Origin of the sequence: Pseudomonas sp. NPDC089743, from assembly GCF_044748785.1 — a bacterium.
In the GTDB taxonomy this organism is placed as follows: domain Bacteria; phylum Pseudomonadota; class Gammaproteobacteria; order Pseudomonadales; family Pseudomonadaceae; genus Aquipseudomonas; species Aquipseudomonas putida_X.
Window position 1 is genome coordinate 31,339 of the sequence record NZ_JBIVGS010000013.1, and the last position, 21,055, is coordinate 52,393.

A 21,055-nucleotide genomic window follows, 5' to 3' on the forward strand; every position below is an offset into this window, starting at 1 on the left:
TTTTGCGTTGGAGGTAAGTTATCGTACAACCTGTGCGATGACTAGTCCCTCTGCACAAAATTTTTCCGAGCATGAGGGCCGCTGGAGGAATGGTGGGTGTAGCGACTGAGGTCCGTGTGGGGCGTTGCGAGTCCCGCCACGCGGGCTGCACTGGAGGCGAGGGCGCGGGAAGTCTGACGACGACTATCTAAACAGTCATCGTATCTCTAGGTTGGCGGGGTAAAAAGGATCGCGGAGACAGGCGCAAGCCCGCCGCCCGCAGCCACGGGAAGTGTTCTGGGACCAGCAGAGGGTGACCGGGGAAGCGGGGGCGACCTTGCGCCGCCCCGCGATCAAAACTAACGAAGCTGAGGGTCAGGCGGCCTGTTGGCGCTTGTTCTGGGATTTGCGCACCTGTGCGCGGCAGGCCTCGCCGAAGGCGCGGAAGATCTTGATCGAATCAGGATTCTTCGCCGCTTGCCACTCCGGGTGCCACTGGACGGCGAACAGGAAGGGCGAAATGCTCGGGCCGTGAATCGCTTCGACCAGGCCATCTTCGGCATGGGCGATCGGCTCGATGCCGGTACCCAGGTTACGCAGGCCTTGGCCGTGCAGCGAGTTGACGCGGATCTCGTCGGTGCCAAGGGCGTCGTGCAGCCAGCTGCCAGCCTTGATCTTCACACCATGCACCTGAGCGTATTGCACCTCGACCGGGTCTTCCGGGTTTTCCCGGTGGTCGTTGAAGCCGGGTTCGGCGTAAACCTTCTGGTAAATGTCGCCGCCCAGGGCGACGTTGATTTCCTGCATGCCACGGCAGATACCGAAGATGGGCAGGCCGCGCTTGAGCGCTGCCTTGACCAGCGGAATATCGAACAGGTCGCGGTTGACGTCCTGGCCTTTGCCTGGGGTCTGGTTTTCCTGGCCATACAGGCTCGGCTCGATGTTGCTGCCGGCACCGGTCAGGTAGACGCCGTCGGCCATGTCCAGATAGGTCTCCAGGTCATCGACGCCACAGCAGGTGGGCACCAACACCGGGACGCAATCGGCGAAATCGACCAGCGGGGTGATGTATTTGTGGGTCATGACTTGGTAGTCATGGCCTTTGCGCTCTTGGCTGCCCATGGTCATCAGGACGACGGGTTTGCGCAGGGAAGGTTGCTTGTTGCCAATGTTGCTGTTGGACATATGTCACCTTATGACAGGTTCGACCTGCCGTTGTTGTGCAGGTGCACGGCGCGGGGCCTGGTGTGCTACCTGAAGCCCCGAGCACTGCCGGCTCGTCAGAGGCGACGATGCCGGTCGGGGCTTGTAGATAGCTTGCCAGAGCCGTTCGATATGTCAAACGACTGAAATGGGCTAAAGCGCCTGAATTCGGGGGCTAAAAGCCTTGCGAGCCTCAGGCGGCAAGGGTTTGACAGGGGGTTGGGTCAATTATATTTAACGACGCAGTTGGGTCATTGCAGCCGTGCAATAAAGGGGCTTTGTGCCGTGTTTGCTGGCCTTATCGCCGGCAAGCCGACTCCCACAGGTAGGGCGCTGATCTTGAAAGCGCTCATTTCCACAGTGGGGGCTGGCATGCCGACTAAAGGGCCAGTGGCCTCAATGAAGGATCTGTGCCAGAAAACTGTTGGCCCGTGCCGTGCGCGGCTGGTTGAAGAACACCTGCGGCGGGCTGTCTTCGATGATCTGCCCCCCTTCAAGGAACAGCACCCGCTCGGCAACCTGCCTGGCAAAGCCCATTTCATGGGTGACACAGAGCATGGTCATGCCGGTACCCGCCAGTTGTACCAGCACATCCAGCACTTCAGCGACCATTTCCGGGTCCAGCGCCGAGGTTGGCTCGTCGAACAGCATGATCCGCGGTTTCATGCACAAGGCACGGGCGATGGCCACTCGTTGCTGCTGGCCGCCGGACAGTTGGCTGGGGTATTTGTGCGCCTGGTTTTCGATGCCGACCTTGCGCAGATACATCCGTGCACGCTCCTCGGCGTCCTTGCGAGACAGGCCGCGCACGCTGGTGGGGGCCAGCAGGCAGTTGTCGAGCACGCTCATGTGCGCAAACAGGTTGAAGTGCTGGAACACCATGCCGATGTCGCTGCGTACCTGGGCGGCCTGGCGCGTGTTGGCGGCCAGATCGGTGCCGGCTACCTGGATGCTGCCTTGTTCGGCAATCTCCAGGCGGTTGATGCACCGGATCAAGGTGGACTTGCCGGAGCCGGAAGGGCCGCACAGCACGATGCGCTCACCTTCGCGCACCTGCAGGTCGATGTCGCGCAGCACATGGAACGCGCCATAGTGCTTGTTCAGGCCCTCTATGCGGATCAGCACCGGGCGTGGGTCGTGTTCAGGGGCAAGGCTGGCAACGCTCAAAGGGGCGGTCATGTTGTTGTTCTCCCGCGTGGTGTCAGTCGAAACGTGCCGCGCTGTAAGGCGCAGGGTCGGTGAAAGGGCGCTCGCCCGTGAGCAGTTCAGCCACCAAGCGGCCAGTGACGGGTCCCAGCGTCAGGCCGTGGTGGGCGTGGCCGAAGTTGAACCACAGGCCCTTGTGCCGCGGCGCCGGGCCGATCACCGGGCGCATGTCCGGCAGGCAGGGTCGCCGGCCCAGCCACGGGGCGTCATCCAGGCGCTCACCCAGGGCCGGGAACAGCGCGCGCGCGAGCGCTTCGCAGCGCTTGAGCTGAATTTCGTTTCCCGGGGCGCTGCTGGCAGCGAACTCGATGCCGGTGGTCAGGCGTATGCCGGCGGCCATCGGCGCCAGCACGTAGCCGCCCTGGGTATCGCAGATCGCGTGGTGCAACTGCGCGCCGTTATGGGTGCCGTAATGCATGTGGTAGCCGCGTTTGATACCCATCGGGATCGTATAGCCCAGGCGCTCATAAAGGTCTGCCGACTGTGGCCCAAGGCACGCCACCACTTCGTCGGCCGTGACCGGCCCACGCTGGCTTTCGACCCGCCATTGGCTGCCGACCTGGCGCAGGCTGCGCGCATCGCCATGCAGGAACTGCCCGCCACGCTGAACGAATAGCGCAGCATAACCACGGGTGAGGGCGCCGGGGTTGTTCACGGTCTTGGGGTCGAGCCAATGGATGCCGCCAACGACGGCGCTGTCGAGCTGGTGCTCGCGTGCCTGCAGTTGCTCACGTTCAAGCAGTTCATAATGCAGGCCGTAGCGTGCAAGGCCCTTGACCTCGGCCTTGGCCTGCTCGAACAGTGCCGGGTCGCGGTACACCTCGATCCAGCCCTTGGCCTGAACCAGGCTTTCGAGCCCCGCGGCGGCAATCAGGGCGTCATGTTCATCGACGCAGCGTTGGACCAGCGGCAGCATGTCGGCTGCGGCCTCGGCCAGCCGCCCCGGTGCCGACTGCCGCCAATAGCGCAGCAACCAGGGCGCGGCCTTGGGCAGGTGCAGCAGGCTGTAGCGCACGTCCGGCTGGCGGTTCAGGCCATAGCGCAGCAGGGCTGCGAATTGGCGGGGGAAGGCATAGGGGATGACGCTGGAGCGTTCGATCAGCCCGGCGTTGCCATGGCTGGTGCCGCATCCGGGTTCATCGCGGTCGATCAGGATCACCTGGCGCCCGCGGGCCTGCAGATGCAGCGCGGTGCTGACGCCGACGATACCGGCGCCCAGGACAAGGGTCTGGCAATGCATGATTGTATCCTTCGGTCAATTCAGGTGGCGGCCCAGGCGGGCCTCCAGGTGTTTGAGCAGGCGCCGCACCAGTTCGACGATCACCAGATAGAGGACGGCGGCCCACAGGTAGATCTGGAAGTCGAAGCTGCGCGAAAACGCCAATTTGGTCACGCCCATCAGGTCGTAGATAGTCACCAGCGAGGCGATGGCGCTGGCCTTGATCATCAGAATCAGTTCGTTGCCCAGCGGGCCGATGGCCACCAGCAAGGATTGCGGCAAGATGACCTTGAAGAAGGTGGTGGCGCGTTTGAGGTTCAAAGCCCTGGCCGCTTCGTACTGCCCCGGGGCCACTGCCATCAGGCTGCCGCGGAAGATTTCGGCCTGGTAGGCGGCAGTGTTCAGGGTGAAGGCCAGCAGGGTGCAGAACCAGGCTTCGCGGAAGAACCACCAGAGGCCAAGGTCCTGCCAGAAGCCCTTCAGCGAACCAAGCCCGTAGTACAGCAGAAACAGCTGGGCCAGCAGGGGGGAGCCACGGAAGAAATAGATGTAGCCGGCCGCCAGGCGTTGCAGCAGCAGTTTGCGCGACATCCGGGCCAGGGCCAGCAGCAGGCCGAGCACGGCGCCGAGGGTAAAGGAAATCGCCACCAGTTTGGCCGTTACCAGCAGCCCGTCGATGAACCGTGGGCCGTAGCGCTCCAGCAGGTCAGGGTCCAGTACCAGGCTCAGCCATTGTTCGGCATTCATGCGCGTGCTCCTTGCAGGTGGCGGTTGCTGCGCCGTTCGATGTAGGCGAATACCCGTCCCGACAGGGCCGAGAACAGCAGGTAACCCAGGCAGGCCACCCCGTAGAAGAACATCGGTTCTTTGGTCACGCTGACCGCAAGGTTGGTCTGGCGCATCAGGTCGACCAGCGAGATGGTCGAGACCAGCGAGGTGTCCTTGAGCAACGACAGCCAGTTGTTGGAGAGCCCCGGCAGGGCGATGCGCGTCAGTTGTGGCAGTACCACCTTGAAGAATGCGGTGCGCTTGCCCAGGCCCAGGGCCGCACAGGCTTCAAGCTGGCCTTTGGGCAGGGTCTTGAAAGCGGCCAGCCAGATTTCGCTGGAAAAGGCGGCGAACACCAGGCTGAAAGCGATCATCGCTGCCAGGAAGGTATTGATCAGGAACTCACCTTGATAGCCCATGGCGGCCAGCAGTTGTTGGGCGGCGATCTGGCAACCGTAATAGATGATCAGCAGGGTCAGCAGTTCGGGCAGGCCGCGGAACACGGTGGAGAACGTGGTGGACCAGGCGCGCACCAGGCGCTTGCGTGAGCGCGCCGCCAGGGCTACGGCAAGCCCTAGAGGCAAGCCGATGGGCAGGCAGGCGAGGGCCAGTGACACGGTCACCAGAGCGCCGGCCAGCAGCGCCTGGCCCCAGCCACCACTGGCGAAGGACAGCAAGGACAATTGTTCGAGCATGGCATATCCCTTGTGTTGACTGGCCGGGCCCCATCGCCGGCAAGCCGGCTCCCACCGATACCTCATCGCCCTTGGGGCTGGTGGCAAGCCTGCCCCACCGATACCTGACAGCCTTGGAGGACGGTGGCAAGCCTGACCCACCGATACCTGACAGCCTTGGAGGCCGGTGGCAAGCCTGCCTCACCGATACCTGACAGCCTTGGAGGACGGTGGTAAGTCGGGCGCCACCGATGGGCCACAGCCGCGAATCTGTCGGAGCCGGCTTGCCGGCGATGGGGCCCTGACAGTCAGTTGTAGATATCGAAGTCGAAGTACTTGCTGGCGATTTTCTGGTAGGTACCGTTGGCGACGATTTGCGCCAATGCCGTATTCAGGCGCTGGCGCAGTGCTTCATCGTCCTTGCGCACGGCGATGGCGGCATCGGCCTTGGTCCCGGCTACGTCACCCAACACCTTGCAGCAATCCTGACCGTTCTTGTTCATCCACTCATGCAGCGGAAACTTGTCGGCGATCACCCCGTCCAGGCGGCCGGCGGCGAGGTCGGCATTGGCCTCGTCCATGGTGGGGTAGAGCTTCACGTCAGCTCCCGCCTTGCCATACACATCTTCGGCATAGATCGCCTGGGTCGAGGACGACTGGGCGCCCACGGTGTAGCCTTCGAAGGTGGTCTGCGCATCACTGATCTTGCTGTCCTTGGCCACGGCAACGGTCAGCGGGGTACGGTAGTAGTGGTCGGTGAAGGCGATTTTCTTGCGCCGCTCCTGGGTATCGATCATCGAGGCCACCACCGCATCGTACTTGCGTGCCATCAAGGCCGGGATGATGCCTTCCCAGTCCTGAGCCACCAGGGTGCATTCGACTTTCATCTGCTCGCACAGGGCGTGGGTGATGTCGATGTCGAAACCATGCAATTGGTTGTCGGCATCCACATAGTTGAAGGGCGGGTAGGCCCCCTCGGTGGCGAAGCGCAGGGTTTCGGCGCTGGCGTTAGCCGCCAGCAGCAGGGCACATGCACCCACCATAGCCATGGTCTTGTTCATCTCGCACCTCTTGCACTCTTGCTATTGTTGTTTTCCCGTCGTGTAGCCGACGAATTCGTTATGTAGAGCGGCAGTCGCTTCCAAGCGTTTTTCAACATCAGGCCCGAGCTTCTTGCAGACCTCGTTGACCATGAGGTGCACCCACGACAGCATGGCCGAGGTGGACTCCCAGAACAGGTTGAATTCGGTGGGGATGCGGAAGACCTCGTCGGCATTGGCGTCGGCCCAGTCGCAGAAGGTATCGGTCACCAGCGTGACCGGTATGCCCGCCTGGCGGGCCTTCTGGCACAACAGCAGGGCATGGCGGGAATAGCGGCGCGCCTCGAACACCACCAACGCGCTGTTTTCCGGGCGCCCGAGCAGCACCTCGCCAAAGTGCCCGGCGCTGCCGTCGACCACCTGAACGCCGTCGCGCAGGTAGTGCAGCAGGTGGGCCATGCACTGGGCCACACCACGCTCGGTCTGGAAACCGGCAATGAATACCCGCGGCCTGTCTGCCAAGCGCTGCGCGGCTGTGTGCCAGGGTTCGCTGCGGCTGTATTCATGCACCCGTACCAGCGCGGCAATTTCCAGTTCAAGGCTGCCTGCGCGGGTGTTGTCGTCGTGCTGCTGGCGGTATTCCTGCAGGCGGTCGCCCACCAGCCATGGGCCATCACCCAGGTCGCTCTGAAGGTCTTGCTTGAGCGCCTTGAGATGGGCATAACCGAGGGAGCGGCAGAAACGCCCGACACTGGATTCGCTGACGCCGAGCTTGGCGGCAATGCTGGCCGAGGTCTGGAACGGCAGCTCATGGAGATTGGCGAGCATGTAGCTGGCGATCTTGTGGCCAGAAGCAGTCGCGGCTTGCAGGCTGTGTTCCAGGCGTTGTCTGATCGGTTGGCTCATGCTGTTGCTCCCGGCGAGGCGTGAGCAGAAGATGAATGTTTTCTGTCATTCCGTCAATATTTGACAGATAGCTGTCACATGCCGGAAAGTTTTTGTCGTTGCCCACGCTGTCGCCATTCCAATTCCAAGAAAGGAGCTTCAGATGTCTGCACCTTCCACCCACCCCGCCGTGCGCATGCCATTCGCCGAACTGCAGGGGTTGTTGCAAGCGATCTTCCAGCGTCACGGCTGCAGTGCGGCGGTGGCCGACGTCCTCGCCCACAATTGCGCCAGCGCACAGCGTGATGGTGCCCACAGTCACGGGGTGTTTCGTGTGCCTGGCTATGTCTCGACCCTGGCCAGCGGCTGGGTGAATGGCGGTGCGATACCCCAGGTGGTCGACGTCGCGGCGGGTTTCGTTCGGGTCGACGCTGGCGGTGGCTTTGCCCAGCCGGCCCTGGCCGCGGCGCGTGCACTGCTGGTCGAAAAGGCCCGCAGCGCCGGTATTGCGGTACTGGCGATTCACAACTCACACCATTTCGCAGCGCTGTGGCCCGATGTGGAGCCGTTTGCCGATGAGGGGCTGGTGGCACTGAGCGTGGTCAACAGCATGACCTGTGTGGTGCCACACGGTGCCCACAAGCCGTTGTTCGGCACCAACCCGATTGCCTTTGCCGCGCCGTGCGCGGGGCATGACCCTATCGTCTTTGACATGGCCACCAGCGCCATGGCCCACGGGGACGTGCAGATCGCTGCGCGGGCCGGCCAACCGTTGCCGGAGGGCATGGGCGTGGACGCCGACGGCCAGCCGACCACCGACCCCACGGCCATTCTGGAGGGCGGTGCGCTGCTGCCCTTCGGCGGGCACAAGGGCTCTGCATTGTCGATGATGGTCGAGCTACTGGCGGCGGCGCTGACTGGGGGGCATTTCTCCTGGGAATTCGACTGGGCGAGCCACCCTGGGGCGAAAACACCGTGGACCGGGCAGCTGATCATCGTCATCGACCCGAGCAAGGCAGAAGGCGAGCGGTTTGCGCAACGCAGCCGGGCGCTGGTCGAGCAGATGCAGGCCGTGGGGGTGTCGCGCATGCCGGGCGAGCGGCGCTACCGGGAGCGGGAAATTGCCCAGCGTGAAGGGGTGGCGGTGACTGAGCGTGAGCTGCAGGCGCTCAAGACGCTGGCGGGCTGACATGCCGCAAATGAGCGCTGTGCAATCTTGCATAGACAACCTTGCACAATAGGTGATGTTCCTGCCCGCCGACTCCGGGTATCCTCACCTGAGCCTTTCCGAACTGTCCTGATCCAAGGAGCTGCACGCTGTGTTCAAACATGTCGATGCCTATGCCGGCGACCCGATCCTCTCGTTGATGGAAACCTTCAAGGCCGACCCGCGCGCCGACAAGGTCAACCTGAGTATCGGCCTTTATTACGATGAGGCCGGCGTGGTGCCGCAGCTCGAAGCAGTGGATGCCGTTGAAAAACGCATCGCCGGCGTGGCCCACGAGGCCTCGCTGTACCTGCCGATGGAAGGCCTGGCCAGTTACCGCCAGGCGATCCAGGCGCTGCTGTTCGGTGCCGATCACCCAGCCGTGACCGGCAAGCGCGTGGCGACCGTGCAGACCGTCGGCGGCTCTGGCGCGCTCAAGGTCGGCGCCGATTTCCTCAAGCGTTACTTCCCGGCCTCCGAAGTCTGGGTCAGCAACCCGACCTGGGACAACCACCGCGCCATCTTCGAAGGTGCAGGGTTCAAGGTGCACAGCTATCCGTACTTCGACCAGGCCAGCCGTGGCGTGGACTTCGACGGCATGCTGGCGACTTTGCAGACTTTGCCTGGCAACAGTGTCGTGCTGCTGCATCCGTGCTGCCATAACCCCACCGGTGCCGATCTTACCCAGCACCAGTGGCAGCAGGTGGTGGAAGTGGTCAAGGCGCGCCAGTTGATCCCGTTCCTCGACATCGCCTACCAGGGCTTCGGCGAGGGGCTGGTGGAAGACGCGTACGCCATCCGCGAAATGGCCCGGGCCGGCGTACCTTGCCTGGTCAGCAACTCGTTCTCGAAGATCTTCTCGCTGTACGGTGAGCGGGTAGGGGGCCTGTCGGTCGTCTGCGACGATGAAGACACCACCCAAAGCGTGCTTGGCCAGCTCAAGGCGACTGTACGGCGCAACTACTCCAGCCCGCCCAACTTCGGTGCTCAGCTGGTGGCTGGCGTGCTCGGCGATGCAGCGCTGAACGCGCAGTGGGCCGCTGAAGTCGAGGTGATGCGCAAGCGCATCCTCGATATGCGCCAGGCGCTGGTCGATGCGCTGGCCGTGTTGCTGCCAGGCCAGGACTTCCAGTTCTTCCTGCGCCAACGTGGGATGTTCAGCTACACCGGTTTCAGCGTCGAGCAGGTCCGTCGCCTGCGCGACGAGTTCGGGGTGTACCTGATCGACAGCGGCCGGGTGTGCATGTCCGGCCTGCGCCCTGCCAACCTGCAACGGGTTGCCGAAGCGTTCGCTGCCGTTCAGCAGTAACACTGCGCCATACCGCTCCTGCAAGGCCTCGCGAGCGCCCGCAGGAGCGGCCTTGTGGCGCGACAGCGCCCCAAGGTGACCTCATAGTGCAACCCGCTTGTAAAGACAAGTGCAACCGTCCCTCGGGCGGGGCTTCGCATCCGCACGGTTTCAGTGCACAATCGCGCCCCTCTTTTCTGGTTGGGGGGTGCGAGGCCTCTGTTTCGCCATTCCCAGCCCTGTTGCAGTCTTGCGAGTGGAGTTGCACCCGGAATGAACGAGCAGGCCCCAAGCGTTGATCAACGCTTCGAATCGACCCCGGCTGCCCTTGGCAGCTGGTCCCGTCATGACACTACCTGGATGCTGGGGCTGTTTGGCACCGCCATCGGCGCAGGCACCTTGTTCCTGCCGATCAATGCTGGCCTCGGTGGTTTCTGGCCGCTGCTGATTCTCGCCGCACTGGCCTTCCCGATGACCTATTTCGCCCACCGCGGCCTGACCCGGTTCGTACTGTCCGGGCGCGGTGACGGTGACATCACGGACGTGGTGCAAGAGCATTTCGGCATCAAGGCCGGTGCATTGATCACCGTGCTGTACTTTTTCGCCATCTTCCCGATCCTGCTCATCTACAGCGTGGCGCTGACCAACACCGTCGCCAGCTTCATGGAGCACCAGTTGCACATGACCCCGCCGCCGCGGGCGTTGTTGTCGTTCGTGCTGATCCTCGGTCTTCTGGCCATCGTACGCTGCGGTGAGCAGGCCACGGTGAAAGTCATGAGCCTGCTGGTGTACCCGTTCATCGTCGCCCTGGCGCTGCTGGGCCTTTACCTGGTTCCGCACTGGACCGGGGGGATCCTCGACAGCGCTTCTCAGTTGCCATCGGGCTCGGCTTTCCTGCACACCGTGTGGCTGGCGATCCCGGTGATGGTGTTCTCGTTCAACCACTCGCCGATCATCTCGGCCTTTGCCGTGGACCAGAAGCGCCGGTATGGCGACCACGCTGACGAGCGCAGCGGCCAGATCCTGGCCCGCGCGCACCTGCTGATGGTGGCCATGGTGCTGTTCTTCGTGTTCAGCTGCGTACTGACCCTCGACAGCGCTCAATTGGCTGAAGCCAAAGCGCAGAACCTGTCGATTCTGTCTTACCTGGCCAACCACTTCAGTAACCCGACGATCGCTTTCGCCGCGCCGCTGATCGCCTTCGTCGCCATCGCCAAGTCGTTCCTGGGGCACTACATCGGTGCCAGCGAGGGCCTGAAGGGCATCATCGCCAAGACCGGCGCACGCCCGGGCGCCAAGGTGCTGGACCGTGTGGTCGCCGCGCTGATGCTGGTGGTGTGCTGGATCGTCGCCACCCTGAACCCGAGCATCCTGGGCATGATCGAGTCGCTGGGTGGCCCGATCATCGCCGTGCTGCTGTTCCTGATGCCGATGTACGCGATCCGCCGCGTGCCGTCGATGCACAAGTACAGTGGCGCGCTGTCCAACGTCTTCGTTGTGGTGGTTGGCCTGGTCGCGCTGACGTCCGTGGTGTACGGCCTGCTGGGCTGACCCGTCCTTCGCGCTGATCAATGTCCGGGCTGCCTGGTGCAACCCGGACATTTTTTTGTCCACAAAAACTGTCAGGCAATAGAACAATTTCATCGAACCCCATAGGCACCCGGGCGCCTTCATGCTTAACTCAGTGTCCTTTTCAAACCCCGCATAAGGATTTCGTCCATGGCTCAAGTGACTCTCAAAGGCAACCCGGTTCAGGTCAACGGCGAGCTGCCGCAGGCCGGCGCCCAGGCTCCCGCCTTTTCCTTGGTAGGTGAAGGCCTGGCCGACAAGTCGCTGAAGGACTTCGCCGGCAAGCGCAAGGTGCTGAACATCTTCCCAAGCGTCGACACCCCGACCTGCGCCACCTCGGTCCGCAAGTTCAACGCCCAGGCCAACGATGTGGCCAACACCGTGGTGCTGTGCATCTCCGCCGACCTGCCGTTCGCCCAGGCGCGCTTCTGCGGCGCTGAAGGCCTGGAGAACGTGAAGAACCTGTCGACCCTGCGTGGTCGCGAGTTCCTCGAAAACTACGGTGTGGCCATCGCTGACGGCCCGCTGGCTGGCCTGGCTGCGCGTGCCGTGGTGGTGCTGGACGAAAACGACAAGGTGCTGCACAGCGAGCTGGTTGGCGAAATCGCTGACGAGCCGAACTACGACGCGGCCCTGGCGGTATTGAAGTAAGGAGGGTATAGGGCTGATGCCAGTCAGTGGGGCTTGTCAGGGCTGCTGACGCGGCCCATCGCTGCCTGGCATTGAGCCTGGGGCAGGCCATGTTCCCGGCTCCGGCTGCGGAACTCTCCAGCGCCTTGCCTTTCCAAGCAACACCCTGTAACGGCCCGGAACACACTCCGGGCCGTTTTCATTTAAAGTTCAAACTCTTGGCAACGTCAGGCAAAGGTAAACCTCTGGTAAAGGGCCTTTGCTAAAAGAGTGCCAGTGCTTATCGTTCACCTTCCCCAGTCGTCATTCCGAACAAGGTTCGTTCAACCCATGCAAGTTTCCGTCTCCCGATCCCCTCGTCGCTGGCTGGTTGGCCTGCTGATCCTGCTGCTGGTGGCCTTGCTGGCCTGGTGGTTGTGGCCCGCTGCAACGCCTGGCCAACATGAACCGGGCGGCGGGCGGCCGGGCAAAGGGATGGGCATCGGCATGGGGCGCCCCGGTTTCGGGGGCTCCACAGAGGCAGTGCCCGTGCGCGTGGAACCTGCACGGCTGGGCGACTTCCCGCTCTACTACAAGGCGCTTGGCACGGTCACCGCGACCAACACCGTCAACGTACGGAGCCGCGTTGCCGGTGAGCTGGTGAAAATCCACTTCAAGGAGGGCCAGCAGGTCAAGGCTGGCGACTTGCTCGCCGAGATCGACCCGCGCTCCTACCGCATCGCGCTGCAGCAGGCCGAAGGTACGCTGGCGCAGAACCAGGCACAGCTCAAGAACGCCCAGGTCGACCTGGCGCGGTATAAAGGCCTGTACGCCGAGGACAGCATCGCCAAGCAGACACTCGATACGGCCCAAGCCCAGGTGGCGCAGTTCCAGGGGCTTGTCAAAACCAACCAGGCTCAGGTCAACGATGCCCGCCTGAACCTCGAATTCACCCAGATCCGCGCGCCGATCAGTGGCCGGGTGGGCCTGCGTCAGCTCGACCTGGGCAACCTGGTGGCGGCCAATGACACCACCGCACTGGTGGTCATCACCCAGACCGAACCGATCAGCGTCGCGTTCACCTTGCCGGAAACCGAGCTGACCACGGTTCTGGAGCGGTATCGCAGCGGTGCAAGCCTGCCGGTCGAGGCCTGGGACCGTGGCGACAGCAAACTGCAGTCCACGGGTGTGCTGGCCAGCATCGACAACCAGATAGACATCACCACCGGCACCCTGAAGTTCAAAGGCCGTTTCGAGAACAAGGACATGGCGCTGTTCCCCAACCAGTTCGTCAACGTGCGCCTGTTGGCCGACACCCTCAAGCAGGTCGTCATGGCCCCGGCGGCGGCCATCCAGTTCGGCAATGACGGCACCTTCGCCTATGTCGTTACGGCTGACAACACGGTGAATGTGCGCAAGCTCAAGGTTGGCCCCAGTGACGGTGAGAACAGTGTCATCCTCGAAGGCCTGAAGGCGGGTGACCGCCTGGTGCTCGAGGGCACCGACCGTCTGCGCGAGGGCTCCAAGGTCGACGTGGTTGAGGACAGCTCGCAGGTACCGGCCACGCCCGGCCAGCACCTGCAGGGGCAGGACGGCAAAGGCTCGGCCCAGACCAGCGAAGCGGCAGGCAAGGCGGGCGCATGAACCTGTCGCGCCTGTTCATCCTTCGCCCGGTCGCCACCACGCTGAGCATGCTGGCCATCGTGCTGGCCGGCCTGATCGCGTACACGCTGCTGCCGGTTTCGGCCTTGCCGCAGGTCGATTACCCGACCATCCGGGTCATGACCCTGTATCCGGGCGCCAGCCCGCAGGTGATGACCAGTGCCGTCACGGCGCCGCTCGAGCGCCAGTTCGGCCAGATGCCGGGCCTGACCCAGATGGCATCGACCAGCTCTGGCGGTGCCTCGGTGCTGACCCTGCGCTTCAGCCTGGACATGAACATGGACGTCGCCGAGCAACAGGTACAGGCTGCGATCAACGCCGCCAGCAACCTGTTGCCCAGCGACCTGCCGGCCCCTCCGGTGTACAACAAGGTCAACCCTGCCGATACCCCGGTGTTGACCCTGGCCATTTCCAGCAAGACCATGCCGTTGCCCAAGCTCAACGACCTGGTCGATACCCGTGTAGCACAGAAGCTAGCGCAGATCAGCGGCGTGGGCATGGTCAGCATCGCCGGTGGCCAGCGCCAGGCCGTGCGCATCAAGGTCAACGTCGATGCGTTGGCCGCCAATGGCCTGAACCTTGAAGACGTGCGTACCCTGGTCGGTGCCTCCAACGTCAATCAGCCCAAAGGCAACTTCGATGGCCCGACCCGGGTGTCGATGCTCGATGCCAATGACCAGCTGCGCTCCCCCGAGGAGTACGCCAACCTGATCCTGGCGTACAACAACGGTGCGCCGCTGCGCCTCAAGGACGTCGCCGAAATCGTCGACGGGGCCGAGAACGAACGCCTCGCAGCATGGGCCAACCAGAGCCAGGCGGTACTGCTGAACATCCAGCGCCAGCCCGGTGCGAATGTCATCGAGGTGGTCGATCGCATCAAGGACCTGCTGCCGTCCATCACCGACAACCTGCCAGCCGGGCTCGAGGTGTCGGTGCTGACCGACCGCACCCAGACCATCCGCGCCGCGGTCAAGGATGTGCAGCACGAACTGCTGATCGCCATCGTCCTGGTGGTGATGGTGACGTTTGTCTTCCTGCGCCGCGTCAGTGCCACCATCATCCCGTCGATTGCCGTGCCGCTGTCATTGATCGGCACCTTCGGCGTGATGTACCTGGCCGGCTTCTCGATCAACAACCTGACCCTGATGGCCTTGACCATCGCCACCGGTTTTGTGGTCGATGACGCCATCGTCATGCTGGAGAACATCTCGCGGCACATCGAGGAGGGCGAGACGCCCCTGCAGGCTGCGCTCAAGGGCGCGCGGCAGATCGGTTTCACCCTGATCTCCCTGACCTTTTCGCTGATTGCCGTGCTCATCCCGCTGCTGTTCATGGCCGATGTAGTGGGCCGGCTGTTCCGCGAATTCGCCATCACGCTGGCGGTGGCTATCCTGATTTCCCTGGTGGTCTCGCTGACCCTGACACCCATGATGTGCGCACGGCTGCTCAAGCGTGAACCCAAGGAAGAGGAGCAAGGCCGTTTCTACCGCGCCAGTGGTGCGTGGATCGACTGGCTGATCGAACACTATGGCCGTGGCCTGCAATGGGTGCTCCGGCACCAGCCGCTGACCTTGCTGGTGGCGGTCGCAAGCCTGGCGCTGACCGTTTTCCTGTACATGGTGGTGCCCAAGGGCTTCTTCCCGGTGCAGGACACCGGGGTGATCCAGGGTATCTCCGAAGCGCCGCAGTCCACCTCGTTCACCGCCATGAGTGAACGCCAACAGTCGCTGAGCGCGATCATCCTGCGGGACCCGGCCGTGCAGAGCCTGTCGTCCTACATCGGTGTGGACGGTGACAACGCCACCCTCAACAGTGGGCGTCTGCTGATCAACCTCAAGCCCCATGGCGAACGCGACGTGACGGCCGGCGAGGTGATCAGCCGCTTGCAGCCTCAGCTCGACAAGCTGGTCGGCATCCGCCTGTTCATGCAGCCGGTGCAAGACCTGAGCATCGAGGATCGTGTCAGCCGCACCCAGTACCAGTTCAGCTTGTCTTCGCCCGATGCTGACCTGCTCGCGCAGTGGAGCGCCAAGCTGGTCACTGCGCTGCAACAGCGCCCGGAACTGCAGGACGTGGCCAGCGACCTGCAGGACAAGGGGCTGCAGGTGTACCTGGTGATCGACCGTGACATGGCCAGCCGCCTGGGCATCGATGTGTCGCAAATCACCAACGCCCTGTATGACGCCTTCGGTCAGCGGCAGATCTCGACCATCTATACCCAGGCCAGCCAGTACCGGGTGGTGCTGCAGTCGCGTGATGCAGCAAGCATCGGGCCGCAGGCGTTGGAGTCGATCCATGTCAAAGCCAGTGACGGGGGGCAGGTGCGCCTGTCGGCCCTCGCGCGCATCGAGCAGCGCCAGGCGCAACTGGCGATTTCACACATCGGCCAGTTCCCGGCTGTGATGATGTCGTTCAACCTGGCCCACGGCGCTTCTCTGGGCGAAGCGGTCAAGGTGATCGAGCAGGTACAGCAGGAAATCGGCATGCCTATCGGGGTGCAGACCCGCTTCCAGGGGGCTGCCGAGGCCTTCCAGGCGTCGCTGTCGAGCACCTTGCTGCTGATCCTTGCCGCCGTGGTGACCATGTATATCGTGCTCGGCGTGCTGTACGAGAGCTACATTCACCCGATCACCATCCTTTCGACCTTGCCGTCGGCGGCGGTCGGCGCCTTGCTGGCGTTGATCCTCAGCGGCAACGACCTGGGCATGATCGCCATCATTGGCATCATCCTGCTCATCGGCATCGTCAAGAAGAACGCGATCATGATGATCGACTTCGCCCTCGAGGCCGAGCGCAACCAAGGCATGAGCCCGCATGACGCCATCTACCAGGCTGCGCTGCTGCGCTTCAGGCCGATCCTGATGACCACCCTGGCCGCGCTGTTCGGCGCAATACCGCTGATGCTGGCCACAGGTTCGGGCGCCGAGCTGCGCCAGCCGCTGGGCCTGGTCATGGTCGGCGGCTTGCTGGTCAGCCAGGTGCTGACCCTGTTCACAACGCCGGTCATCTACCTGTACTTCGACCGCCTGGCACGTCGCTGGCGCCCGGCCACTGACGCGAAGCAGGCCGAAGCATGAACCTGTCCGGCCCGTTCATTCGCCGGCCTGTGGCAACCATGCTGCTGAGCCTGGCGATCATGCTGCTCGGTGGCGTCAGTTTCGGCCTGCTGCCGGTTTCGCCGTTGCCACAGATCGACTTCCCGGTGATCGTGGTGCAGGCTAACCTGCCTGGCGCCAGCCCTGAGGTTATGGCCTCCACCGTCGCCACGCCGCTGGAGCGCAAGCTTGGCAGTATCGCCGGTGTCACCACCCTGACCAGTAGCTCCAACCAGGGCTCGACCCGGGTGATCATCGGCTTCGAGCAAGGGCGGGACATCGACGGTGCCGCGCGCGAGGTTCAAGCGGCGATCAACGCCACGCGCAACCTGCTACCCAGCGGCATGCGCAGCATGCCGACCTACAAGAAACTCAACCCGTCGCAGGCGCCGATCATGGTGCTGTCGCTGACCTCGGACGTGTTGCAGAAGGGCCAGCTGTACGATCTGGCTGACACCATACTGTCGCAGAGCCTGGCTCAGGTCAGTGGGGTAGGGGAAGTACAGATCGGCGGCAGTTCGTTGCCGGCTGTGCGCATTTCCGTCGAGCCGCAACTGCTCAACCAGTACAGCCTGGCCCTGGACGATGTGCGCACTGCGGTAGCCAACGCCAACCAGCGCCGGCCGATGGGTTATGTCGAAGACAGCGAGCGCAGCTGGCAGGTGCGGGCCAATGATCAGCTGGAAAAAGCCAAGGATTATGAACCGATCGTGATCCGGCAGGAGAACGGTACGATCCTGCGCCTGTCCGACGTGGCGACCATCACCGACGGCGTCGAGAACCGCTACAACAGCGGCTTTTTCAACGATCAGAGTGCCGTGCTGTTGGTGATCAACCGTCAGATCGGCGCCAACATCATCGAGACCGTCGACCAGATCCACGCGCAGTTGCCGGCCCTGCAGTCGCTGCTGCCGGCCAGCGTGCAGTTGAACGTGGCCATGGACCGTTCGCCGGTCATCAAGGCCACCCTCGAGGAAGCCGAACACACGCTGCTGATCGCCGTGGGGCTGGTCATCCTCGTGGTCTACCTGTTCCTTGGCAGCCTGCGCGCCTCGTTGATCCCCAGCCTGGCGGTCCCGGTATCGCTGGTGGGTACCTTCGCGGTGATGTACCTGTGCGGTTTTTCGCTGAACAACCTGTCGCTGATGGCGTTGATCCTCGCCACAGGCCTGGTGGTGGACGATGCCATCGTGGTGCTGGAGAACATTTCGCGGCATATCGAGGACGGCCAGCCGCCGATGCGTGCGGCGTTCCTCGGCGCCAAGGAAGTCGGCTTTACCTTGCTATCGATGAACGTCTCGCTGGTAGCGGTGTTCGTTTCGATCCTGTTCATGGGCGGCATCGTGCGCAGCCTGTTCCAGGAATTCTCGATTACGCTGGCGGCGGCGATCATCGTCTCGCTGGTGGTGTCGCTGACCCTGACCCCGATGCTCTGTGCCCGCTGGCTCAAGCCCCACCGCGCCGACCAGTCGCGTCTGCAGCGCTGGAGCGATAACCTGCACAAGCGCATGGTCGAAGGCTACGATCGCAGCCTGGGTTGGGCCCTTCGCCACAAGCGCCTGACCTTGATCAGCCTGCTGGCGACCATCGGCCTGAACATCGTGCTGTATGTGGTGGTGCCGAAAACGTTGATCCCGCAGCAGGACACCGGGCAGCTGATGGGCTTCATCCGCGGTGACGACGGGCTGTCGTTCACCGTGATGCAGCCGAAGATGGAAATCTACCGCCGTGCCTTGCTGGCCGACCCGGCCGTGCAGAGTGTCGCCGGGTTCATTGGCGGCAACAGTGGTACCAACAACGCCATGGTGCTGGTGCGTTTGAAACCGATCAGCGAGCGCAAGATCGATGCGCAGCAGGTCATCGAGCGTTTGCGCAAGGAAATGCCCAAGGTACCTGGCGGTCGGCTGTTCCTGATGGCTGATCAGGACCTGCAGCTGGGTGGCGGTGGCCGTGACCAGACTTCGTCGCAGTACCTGTACACCTTGCAGAGCGGCGACCTGGCAGCGTTGCGCCAATGGTTCCCCAAGGTGGTCGCAGCCATGCGCGCGCTGCCCGAACTGACCGCCATCGACGCCCGCGACGGTTCTGGTACCCAGCAGGTGACCCTGGTGGTCGATCGCGACCAGGCCAAGCGCCTGGGCATCGACATGGACATGGTCACCACCGTACTGAACAACGCCTACAGTCAACGGCAGATCTCGACCATCTACGACAGCCTCAACCAGTACCAGGTGGTGCTTGAGATCAACCCGAAATACGCCTGGGACCCGAGCAGCCTGGAGCAGGTGCAGGTGATCACCAGCGACGGGGCGCGCGTGCCGTTGTCGACCATCGCCCATTACGAGAACAGCCTGGCGAACGACCGGGTCAGCCATGAGGGCCAGTTCGCTGCCGAAGACATCGCCTTCGACATTGCCGAAGGCTACAGCCCCGACCAGGCAATGGCCGCAGTGGAGCGGGCGGTGGCCAAGCTCGGTCTGCCCGAGGAGGTGATTGCCAAGCTGGGTGGCACCGCAGATGCCTTCGCCAGGACCCAGGAAGGCCAGCCGTTCATGATCCTTGGCGCATTGGTGCTGGTGTATCTGGTACTGGGCATACTCTATGAGAGCTACATTCACCCGCTGACCATCCTCTCCACCTTGCCCTCAGCTGGCGTGGGGGCCTTGCTTGCGCTTTACGTCACCGGGGGCGAGTTCAGCCTGATCTCGCTGCTGGGGCTGTTCCTGCTGATTGGCGTGGTGAAGAAAAACGCCATTCTGATGATCGACCTGGCGCTGCAACTGGAGCGCCAACAGGGCCTGACGCCTGAAGAGTCGATCCGCCGTGCCTGCCTGCTGCGCCTGCGGCCGATCCTGATGACCACGCTGGCGGCCATGCTAGGCGCTTTGCCCTTGCTGCTCAGCCGCGCCGAGGGCGCGGAAATGCGCCAGCCGCTGGGGCTTACGATCATCGGCGGCCTGGTCTTCAGCCAAGTCTTAACCCTGTATACGACGCCGGTGGTGTACCTGTACCTCGACCGCCTGCGCCACCGATTCAACCATTGGCGCGGCGTGCGCACCGATGCCGCTCTGGATACCCCGCTATGAACTTTGCCCATTCTCCACTCCACCGTGCCCTGCAACTGCTGACCTGCGGGCGTGGTTCGCGCCTGGTCGGTGCCGGTTTGTGCGTAGCACTGCTGAGCGCTTGTACCCTGAGCCCGGACTACCATCGCCCAGAGCTGAGCACGCCGGCGCAGTTCAAGCAGGCCGAGGGCTGGACCCAGGCCAACCCGTCCGATGCCATCGCCCGTGGCGCCTGGTGGGAAATCTATGGTGACCCCGGGCTCAACGCCTTGGTCGAGGAGCTCAACCGCAGCAACCAGAGTGTGGCTCAGGCCGAAGCCCAGTACCGCCAGGCCCAAGCGCTGGTGCGCAGCAGCCGTGCATCGTTGTTCCCAAGCCTGAACCTGACAACCAGCAAGAATCGCTCGGCCCAAGGTACCGGCAGTTCGAGCTCCAGCCTGTCCAACAACAGCAGCGGTATTCGCAACACTTACAACGCGCAGCTTGGCGTGAGCTGGGAAATCGACCTCTGGGGCAAGTTGCGTGAGACCATGAACGCCAACGAAGCCAGTGCCCAAGCAAGCTTCGCCGACCTTGCCGCAATCCGCCTAAGCCAGCAGTCTGAACTGGTACAGAACTACCTGCAGTTGCGCGTGATCGATGAGCAGAAGCGCCTTCTGGAAGCCACCGTCGCGACGTATGAGCGGTCGTTGCGCATGACCGAAAACCAGTACCGTGCAGGCGTCTCCGGCCCCGACGCCGTGGCCCAGGCCCGCACCCAGCTCAAGACCACCCAAGCTGACCTGATAGACCTGGCCTGGCAGCGAGCACAGTTCGAAAACGCCATTGCCGTGTTGCTGGGCAAGGCCCCAGCGGAGTTTGCCCTCGCCGACAGCGACAGCATCCCGGCGTTGCCGCAGATTCCGGTGAGCCTGCCGTCGCAACTGCTGGAACGTCGCCCGGACATCGCTTCGGCCGAACGCAACGTGATGGCTGCCAACGCCAGCATCGGCGTGGCACGGGCGGCGTATTTCCCGGACTTGAGCCTGAGCATGAGTGGTGGCTATTCCAGCAGTACCTTCAATGACTGGATACAGTTGCCCAACCGTTACTGGTCGGTAGGGCCGCAACTGGCACTGACACTCTTTGATGCCGGCAAGCGCAGCGCGGAGGTTGATCGCACGGTCGCGGTATACGACCAGACCGTGGCGCAGTACCGCCAGACCGTGCTCGACGGCTTCAAGGAAGTCGAGAATTACCTGGTACAGCTAAAGGTTTACAGCGACGAGGCGGTCGTGCGCCAGGAAGCTCTGGATGCCGCGCGTGAATCGTTGCGCCTGACCGACAACCAGTACAGGGCCGGGCTGATCGGTTATCTGGATGTCGTCAATGTCCAGACTACGGCACTGAGCAACGAGCGCAGCGTGTTGAACCTGTTGCAGGGGCGGCTGGTGGCCAGCGTGCAGCTGATCGCTGCGCTGGGCGGGGGCTGGGATGCCGAGCAAGCGTTTGCCGAGCAGGAGTGAAGGCAGGCCTGAGCCAAGCCTTTGGTCTGTTTTAATGTGCGCCTTGTGGAGAGTGGGAAGCCGACAGATGGCACTTTAATG

General features: G+C 63.2%; 15 protein-coding genes. 8 read left to right on the forward strand and 7 right to left on the reverse strand.

Annotated elements, in window-relative coordinates; genetic code table 11:
- Nucleotides 1-354: 354 nt before the first annotated feature.
- From ACIPZC_RS19925 to ACIPZC_RS19955, 7 genes are all read right to left on the reverse strand, one after another.
- Nucleotides 355-1,164, reverse strand: a complete 810-nt coding sequence (locus tag ACIPZC_RS19925) for a gamma-glutamyl-gamma-aminobutyrate hydrolase family protein (protein WP_241803572.1) — start codon at nucleotides 1,162-1,164, stop codon at nucleotides 355-357.
- A gap of 414 nt (nucleotides 1,165-1,578) precedes the next feature.
- Nucleotides 1,579-2,361, reverse strand: coding sequence for an amino acid ABC transporter ATP-binding protein (locus ACIPZC_RS19930; RefSeq protein WP_277818029.1), 783 nt, complete (start codon nucleotides 2,359-2,361; stop codon nucleotides 1,579-1,581).
- Between the two features lie 22 nt (nucleotides 2,362-2,383).
- Nucleotides 2,384-3,628 carry an FAD-dependent oxidoreductase gene (locus ACIPZC_RS19935; protein ID WP_400629011.1) on the reverse strand — a complete coding sequence of 415 codons (1,245 nt, stop codon included), beginning with the start codon at nucleotides 3,626-3,628 and terminating at the stop codon, nucleotides 2,384-2,386.
- Nucleotides 3,629-3,643: 15 nt separating this feature from the next.
- Entirely contained in the window at nucleotides 3,644-4,354 is a 711-nt protein-coding gene (locus ACIPZC_RS19940; protein WP_400629013.1) for an ABC transporter permease, read from the reverse strand.
- A complete protein-coding gene (locus ACIPZC_RS19945; RefSeq protein WP_267816226.1) occupies nucleotides 4,351-5,070 on the reverse strand; it encodes an ABC transporter permease in 720 nt (239 codons plus the stop codon). The genes ACIPZC_RS19940 and ACIPZC_RS19945 overlap by 4 nt, the downstream gene beginning before the upstream one ends.
- 287 nt (nucleotides 5,071-5,357) lie before the next feature.
- Complete coding sequence (locus ACIPZC_RS19950; RefSeq protein ID WP_267816224.1) at nucleotides 5,358-6,110, reverse strand: transporter substrate-binding domain-containing protein; 753 nt, start codon at nucleotides 6,108-6,110, stop codon at nucleotides 5,358-5,360.
- 21 nt (nucleotides 6,111-6,131) lie between these two features.
- Nucleotides 6,132-6,995 (reverse strand): MurR/RpiR family transcriptional regulator, encoded by an 864-nt coding sequence (locus ACIPZC_RS19955; RefSeq protein ID WP_241803567.1) that lies wholly within the window; start codon nucleotides 6,993-6,995, stop codon nucleotides 6,132-6,134.
- Between the two features lie 142 nt (nucleotides 6,996-7,137).
- Between ACIPZC_RS19955 and ACIPZC_RS19960 the strand changes: the two genes are divergently transcribed.
- From ACIPZC_RS19960 to ACIPZC_RS19995, 8 genes are all read left to right on the forward strand, one after another.
- Nucleotides 7,138-8,163, forward strand: a complete 1,026-nt coding sequence (locus ACIPZC_RS19960; RefSeq protein WP_400629016.1) for an Ldh family oxidoreductase — start codon at nucleotides 7,138-7,140, stop codon at nucleotides 8,161-8,163.
- A gap of 130 nt (nucleotides 8,164-8,293) precedes the next feature.
- On the forward strand, nucleotides 8,294-9,490 hold the full coding sequence (locus tag ACIPZC_RS19965; RefSeq protein WP_400629018.1) for an aromatic amino acid transaminase: 1,197 nt from the start codon (nucleotides 8,294-8,296) through the stop codon (nucleotides 9,488-9,490).
- Between the two features lie 252 nt (nucleotides 9,491-9,742).
- On the forward strand, nucleotides 9,743-11,020 hold the full coding sequence (locus ACIPZC_RS19970; RefSeq protein ID WP_400629019.1) for a serine/threonine transporter: 1,278 nt from the start codon (nucleotides 9,743-9,745) through the stop codon (nucleotides 11,018-11,020).
- A gap of 168 nt (nucleotides 11,021-11,188) precedes the next feature.
- The gene (tpx, locus tag ACIPZC_RS19975; RefSeq protein WP_267816216.1) at nucleotides 11,189-11,689 is read left to right on the forward strand and encodes a thiol peroxidase; all 501 of its coding nucleotides are present in this window, start codon (nucleotides 11,189-11,191) and stop codon (nucleotides 11,687-11,689) included.
- 309 nt (nucleotides 11,690-11,998) lie between these two features.
- A complete protein-coding gene (locus tag ACIPZC_RS19980; protein ID WP_400629022.1) occupies nucleotides 11,999-13,291 on the forward strand; it encodes an MdtA/MuxA family multidrug efflux RND transporter periplasmic adaptor subunit in 1,293 nt (430 codons plus the stop codon).
- Nucleotides 13,288-16,386, forward strand: coding sequence for an MdtB/MuxB family multidrug efflux RND transporter permease subunit (locus ACIPZC_RS19985; protein WP_400629024.1), 3,099 nt, complete (start codon nucleotides 13,288-13,290; stop codon nucleotides 16,384-16,386). Before ACIPZC_RS19980 ends, ACIPZC_RS19985 begins: the two co-directional genes overlap by 4 nt.
- Nucleotides 16,383-19,490 (forward strand): efflux RND transporter permease subunit, encoded by a 3,108-nt coding sequence (locus ACIPZC_RS19990; protein WP_400629026.1) that lies wholly within the window; start codon nucleotides 16,383-16,385, stop codon nucleotides 19,488-19,490. The genes ACIPZC_RS19985 and ACIPZC_RS19990 overlap by 4 nt, the downstream gene beginning before the upstream one ends.
- Nucleotides 19,487-20,974: an efflux transporter outer membrane subunit gene (locus ACIPZC_RS19995; RefSeq protein WP_400629028.1), complete on the forward strand. Its 1,488-nt coding sequence runs from the start codon at nucleotides 19,487-19,489 to the stop codon at nucleotides 20,972-20,974. The genes ACIPZC_RS19990 and ACIPZC_RS19995 overlap by 4 nt, the downstream gene beginning before the upstream one ends.
- Nucleotides 20,975-21,055 lie beyond the last annotated feature (81 nt).

Coding starts and splice junctions, on each gene's coding strand:
- ACIPZC_RS19925 (WP_241803572.1), bottom strand. CDS start 1,164: ATGTCCAACAGCAACATTGGCAACAAGCAACCTTCCCTGCGCAAACCC.
- ACIPZC_RS19930 (WP_277818029.1), bottom strand. CDS start 2,361: ATGACCGCCCCTTTGAGCGTTGCCAGCCTTGCCCCTGAACACGACCCA.
- ACIPZC_RS19935 (WP_400629011.1), bottom strand. CDS start 3,628: ATGCATTGCCAGACCCTTGTCCTGGGCGCCGGTATCGTCGGCGTCAGC.
- ACIPZC_RS19940 (WP_400629013.1), bottom strand. CDS start 4,354: ATGAATGCCGAACAATGGCTGAGCCTGGTACTGGACCCTGACCTGCTG.
- ACIPZC_RS19945 (WP_267816226.1), bottom strand. CDS start 5,070: ATGCTCGAACAATTGTCCTTGCTGTCCTTCGCCAGTGGTGGCTGGGGC.
- ACIPZC_RS19950 (WP_267816224.1), bottom strand. CDS start 6,110: ATGAACAAGACCATGGCTATGGTGGGTGCATGTGCCCTGCTGCTGGCG.
- ACIPZC_RS19955 (WP_241803567.1), bottom strand. CDS start 6,995: ATGAGCCAACCGATCAGACAACGCCTGGAACACAGCCTGCAAGCCGCG.
- ACIPZC_RS19960 (WP_400629016.1), top strand. CDS start 7,138: ATGTCTGCACCTTCCACCCACCCCGCCGTGCGCATGCCATTCGCCGAA.
- ACIPZC_RS19970 (WP_400629019.1), top strand. CDS start 9,743: ATGAACGAGCAGGCCCCAAGCGTTGATCAACGCTTCGAATCGACCCCG.
- tpx (WP_267816216.1), top strand. CDS start 11,189: ATGGCTCAAGTGACTCTCAAAGGCAACCCGGTTCAGGTCAACGGCGAG.
- ACIPZC_RS19980 (WP_400629022.1), top strand. CDS start 11,999: ATGCAAGTTTCCGTCTCCCGATCCCCTCGTCGCTGGCTGGTTGGCCTG.
- ACIPZC_RS19985 (WP_400629024.1), top strand. CDS start 13,288: ATGAACCTGTCGCGCCTGTTCATCCTTCGCCCGGTCGCCACCACGCTG.
- ACIPZC_RS19990 (WP_400629026.1), top strand. CDS start 16,383: ATGAACCTGTCCGGCCCGTTCATTCGCCGGCCTGTGGCAACCATGCTG.
- ACIPZC_RS19995 (WP_400629028.1), top strand. CDS start 19,487: ATGAACTTTGCCCATTCTCCACTCCACCGTGCCCTGCAACTGCTGACC.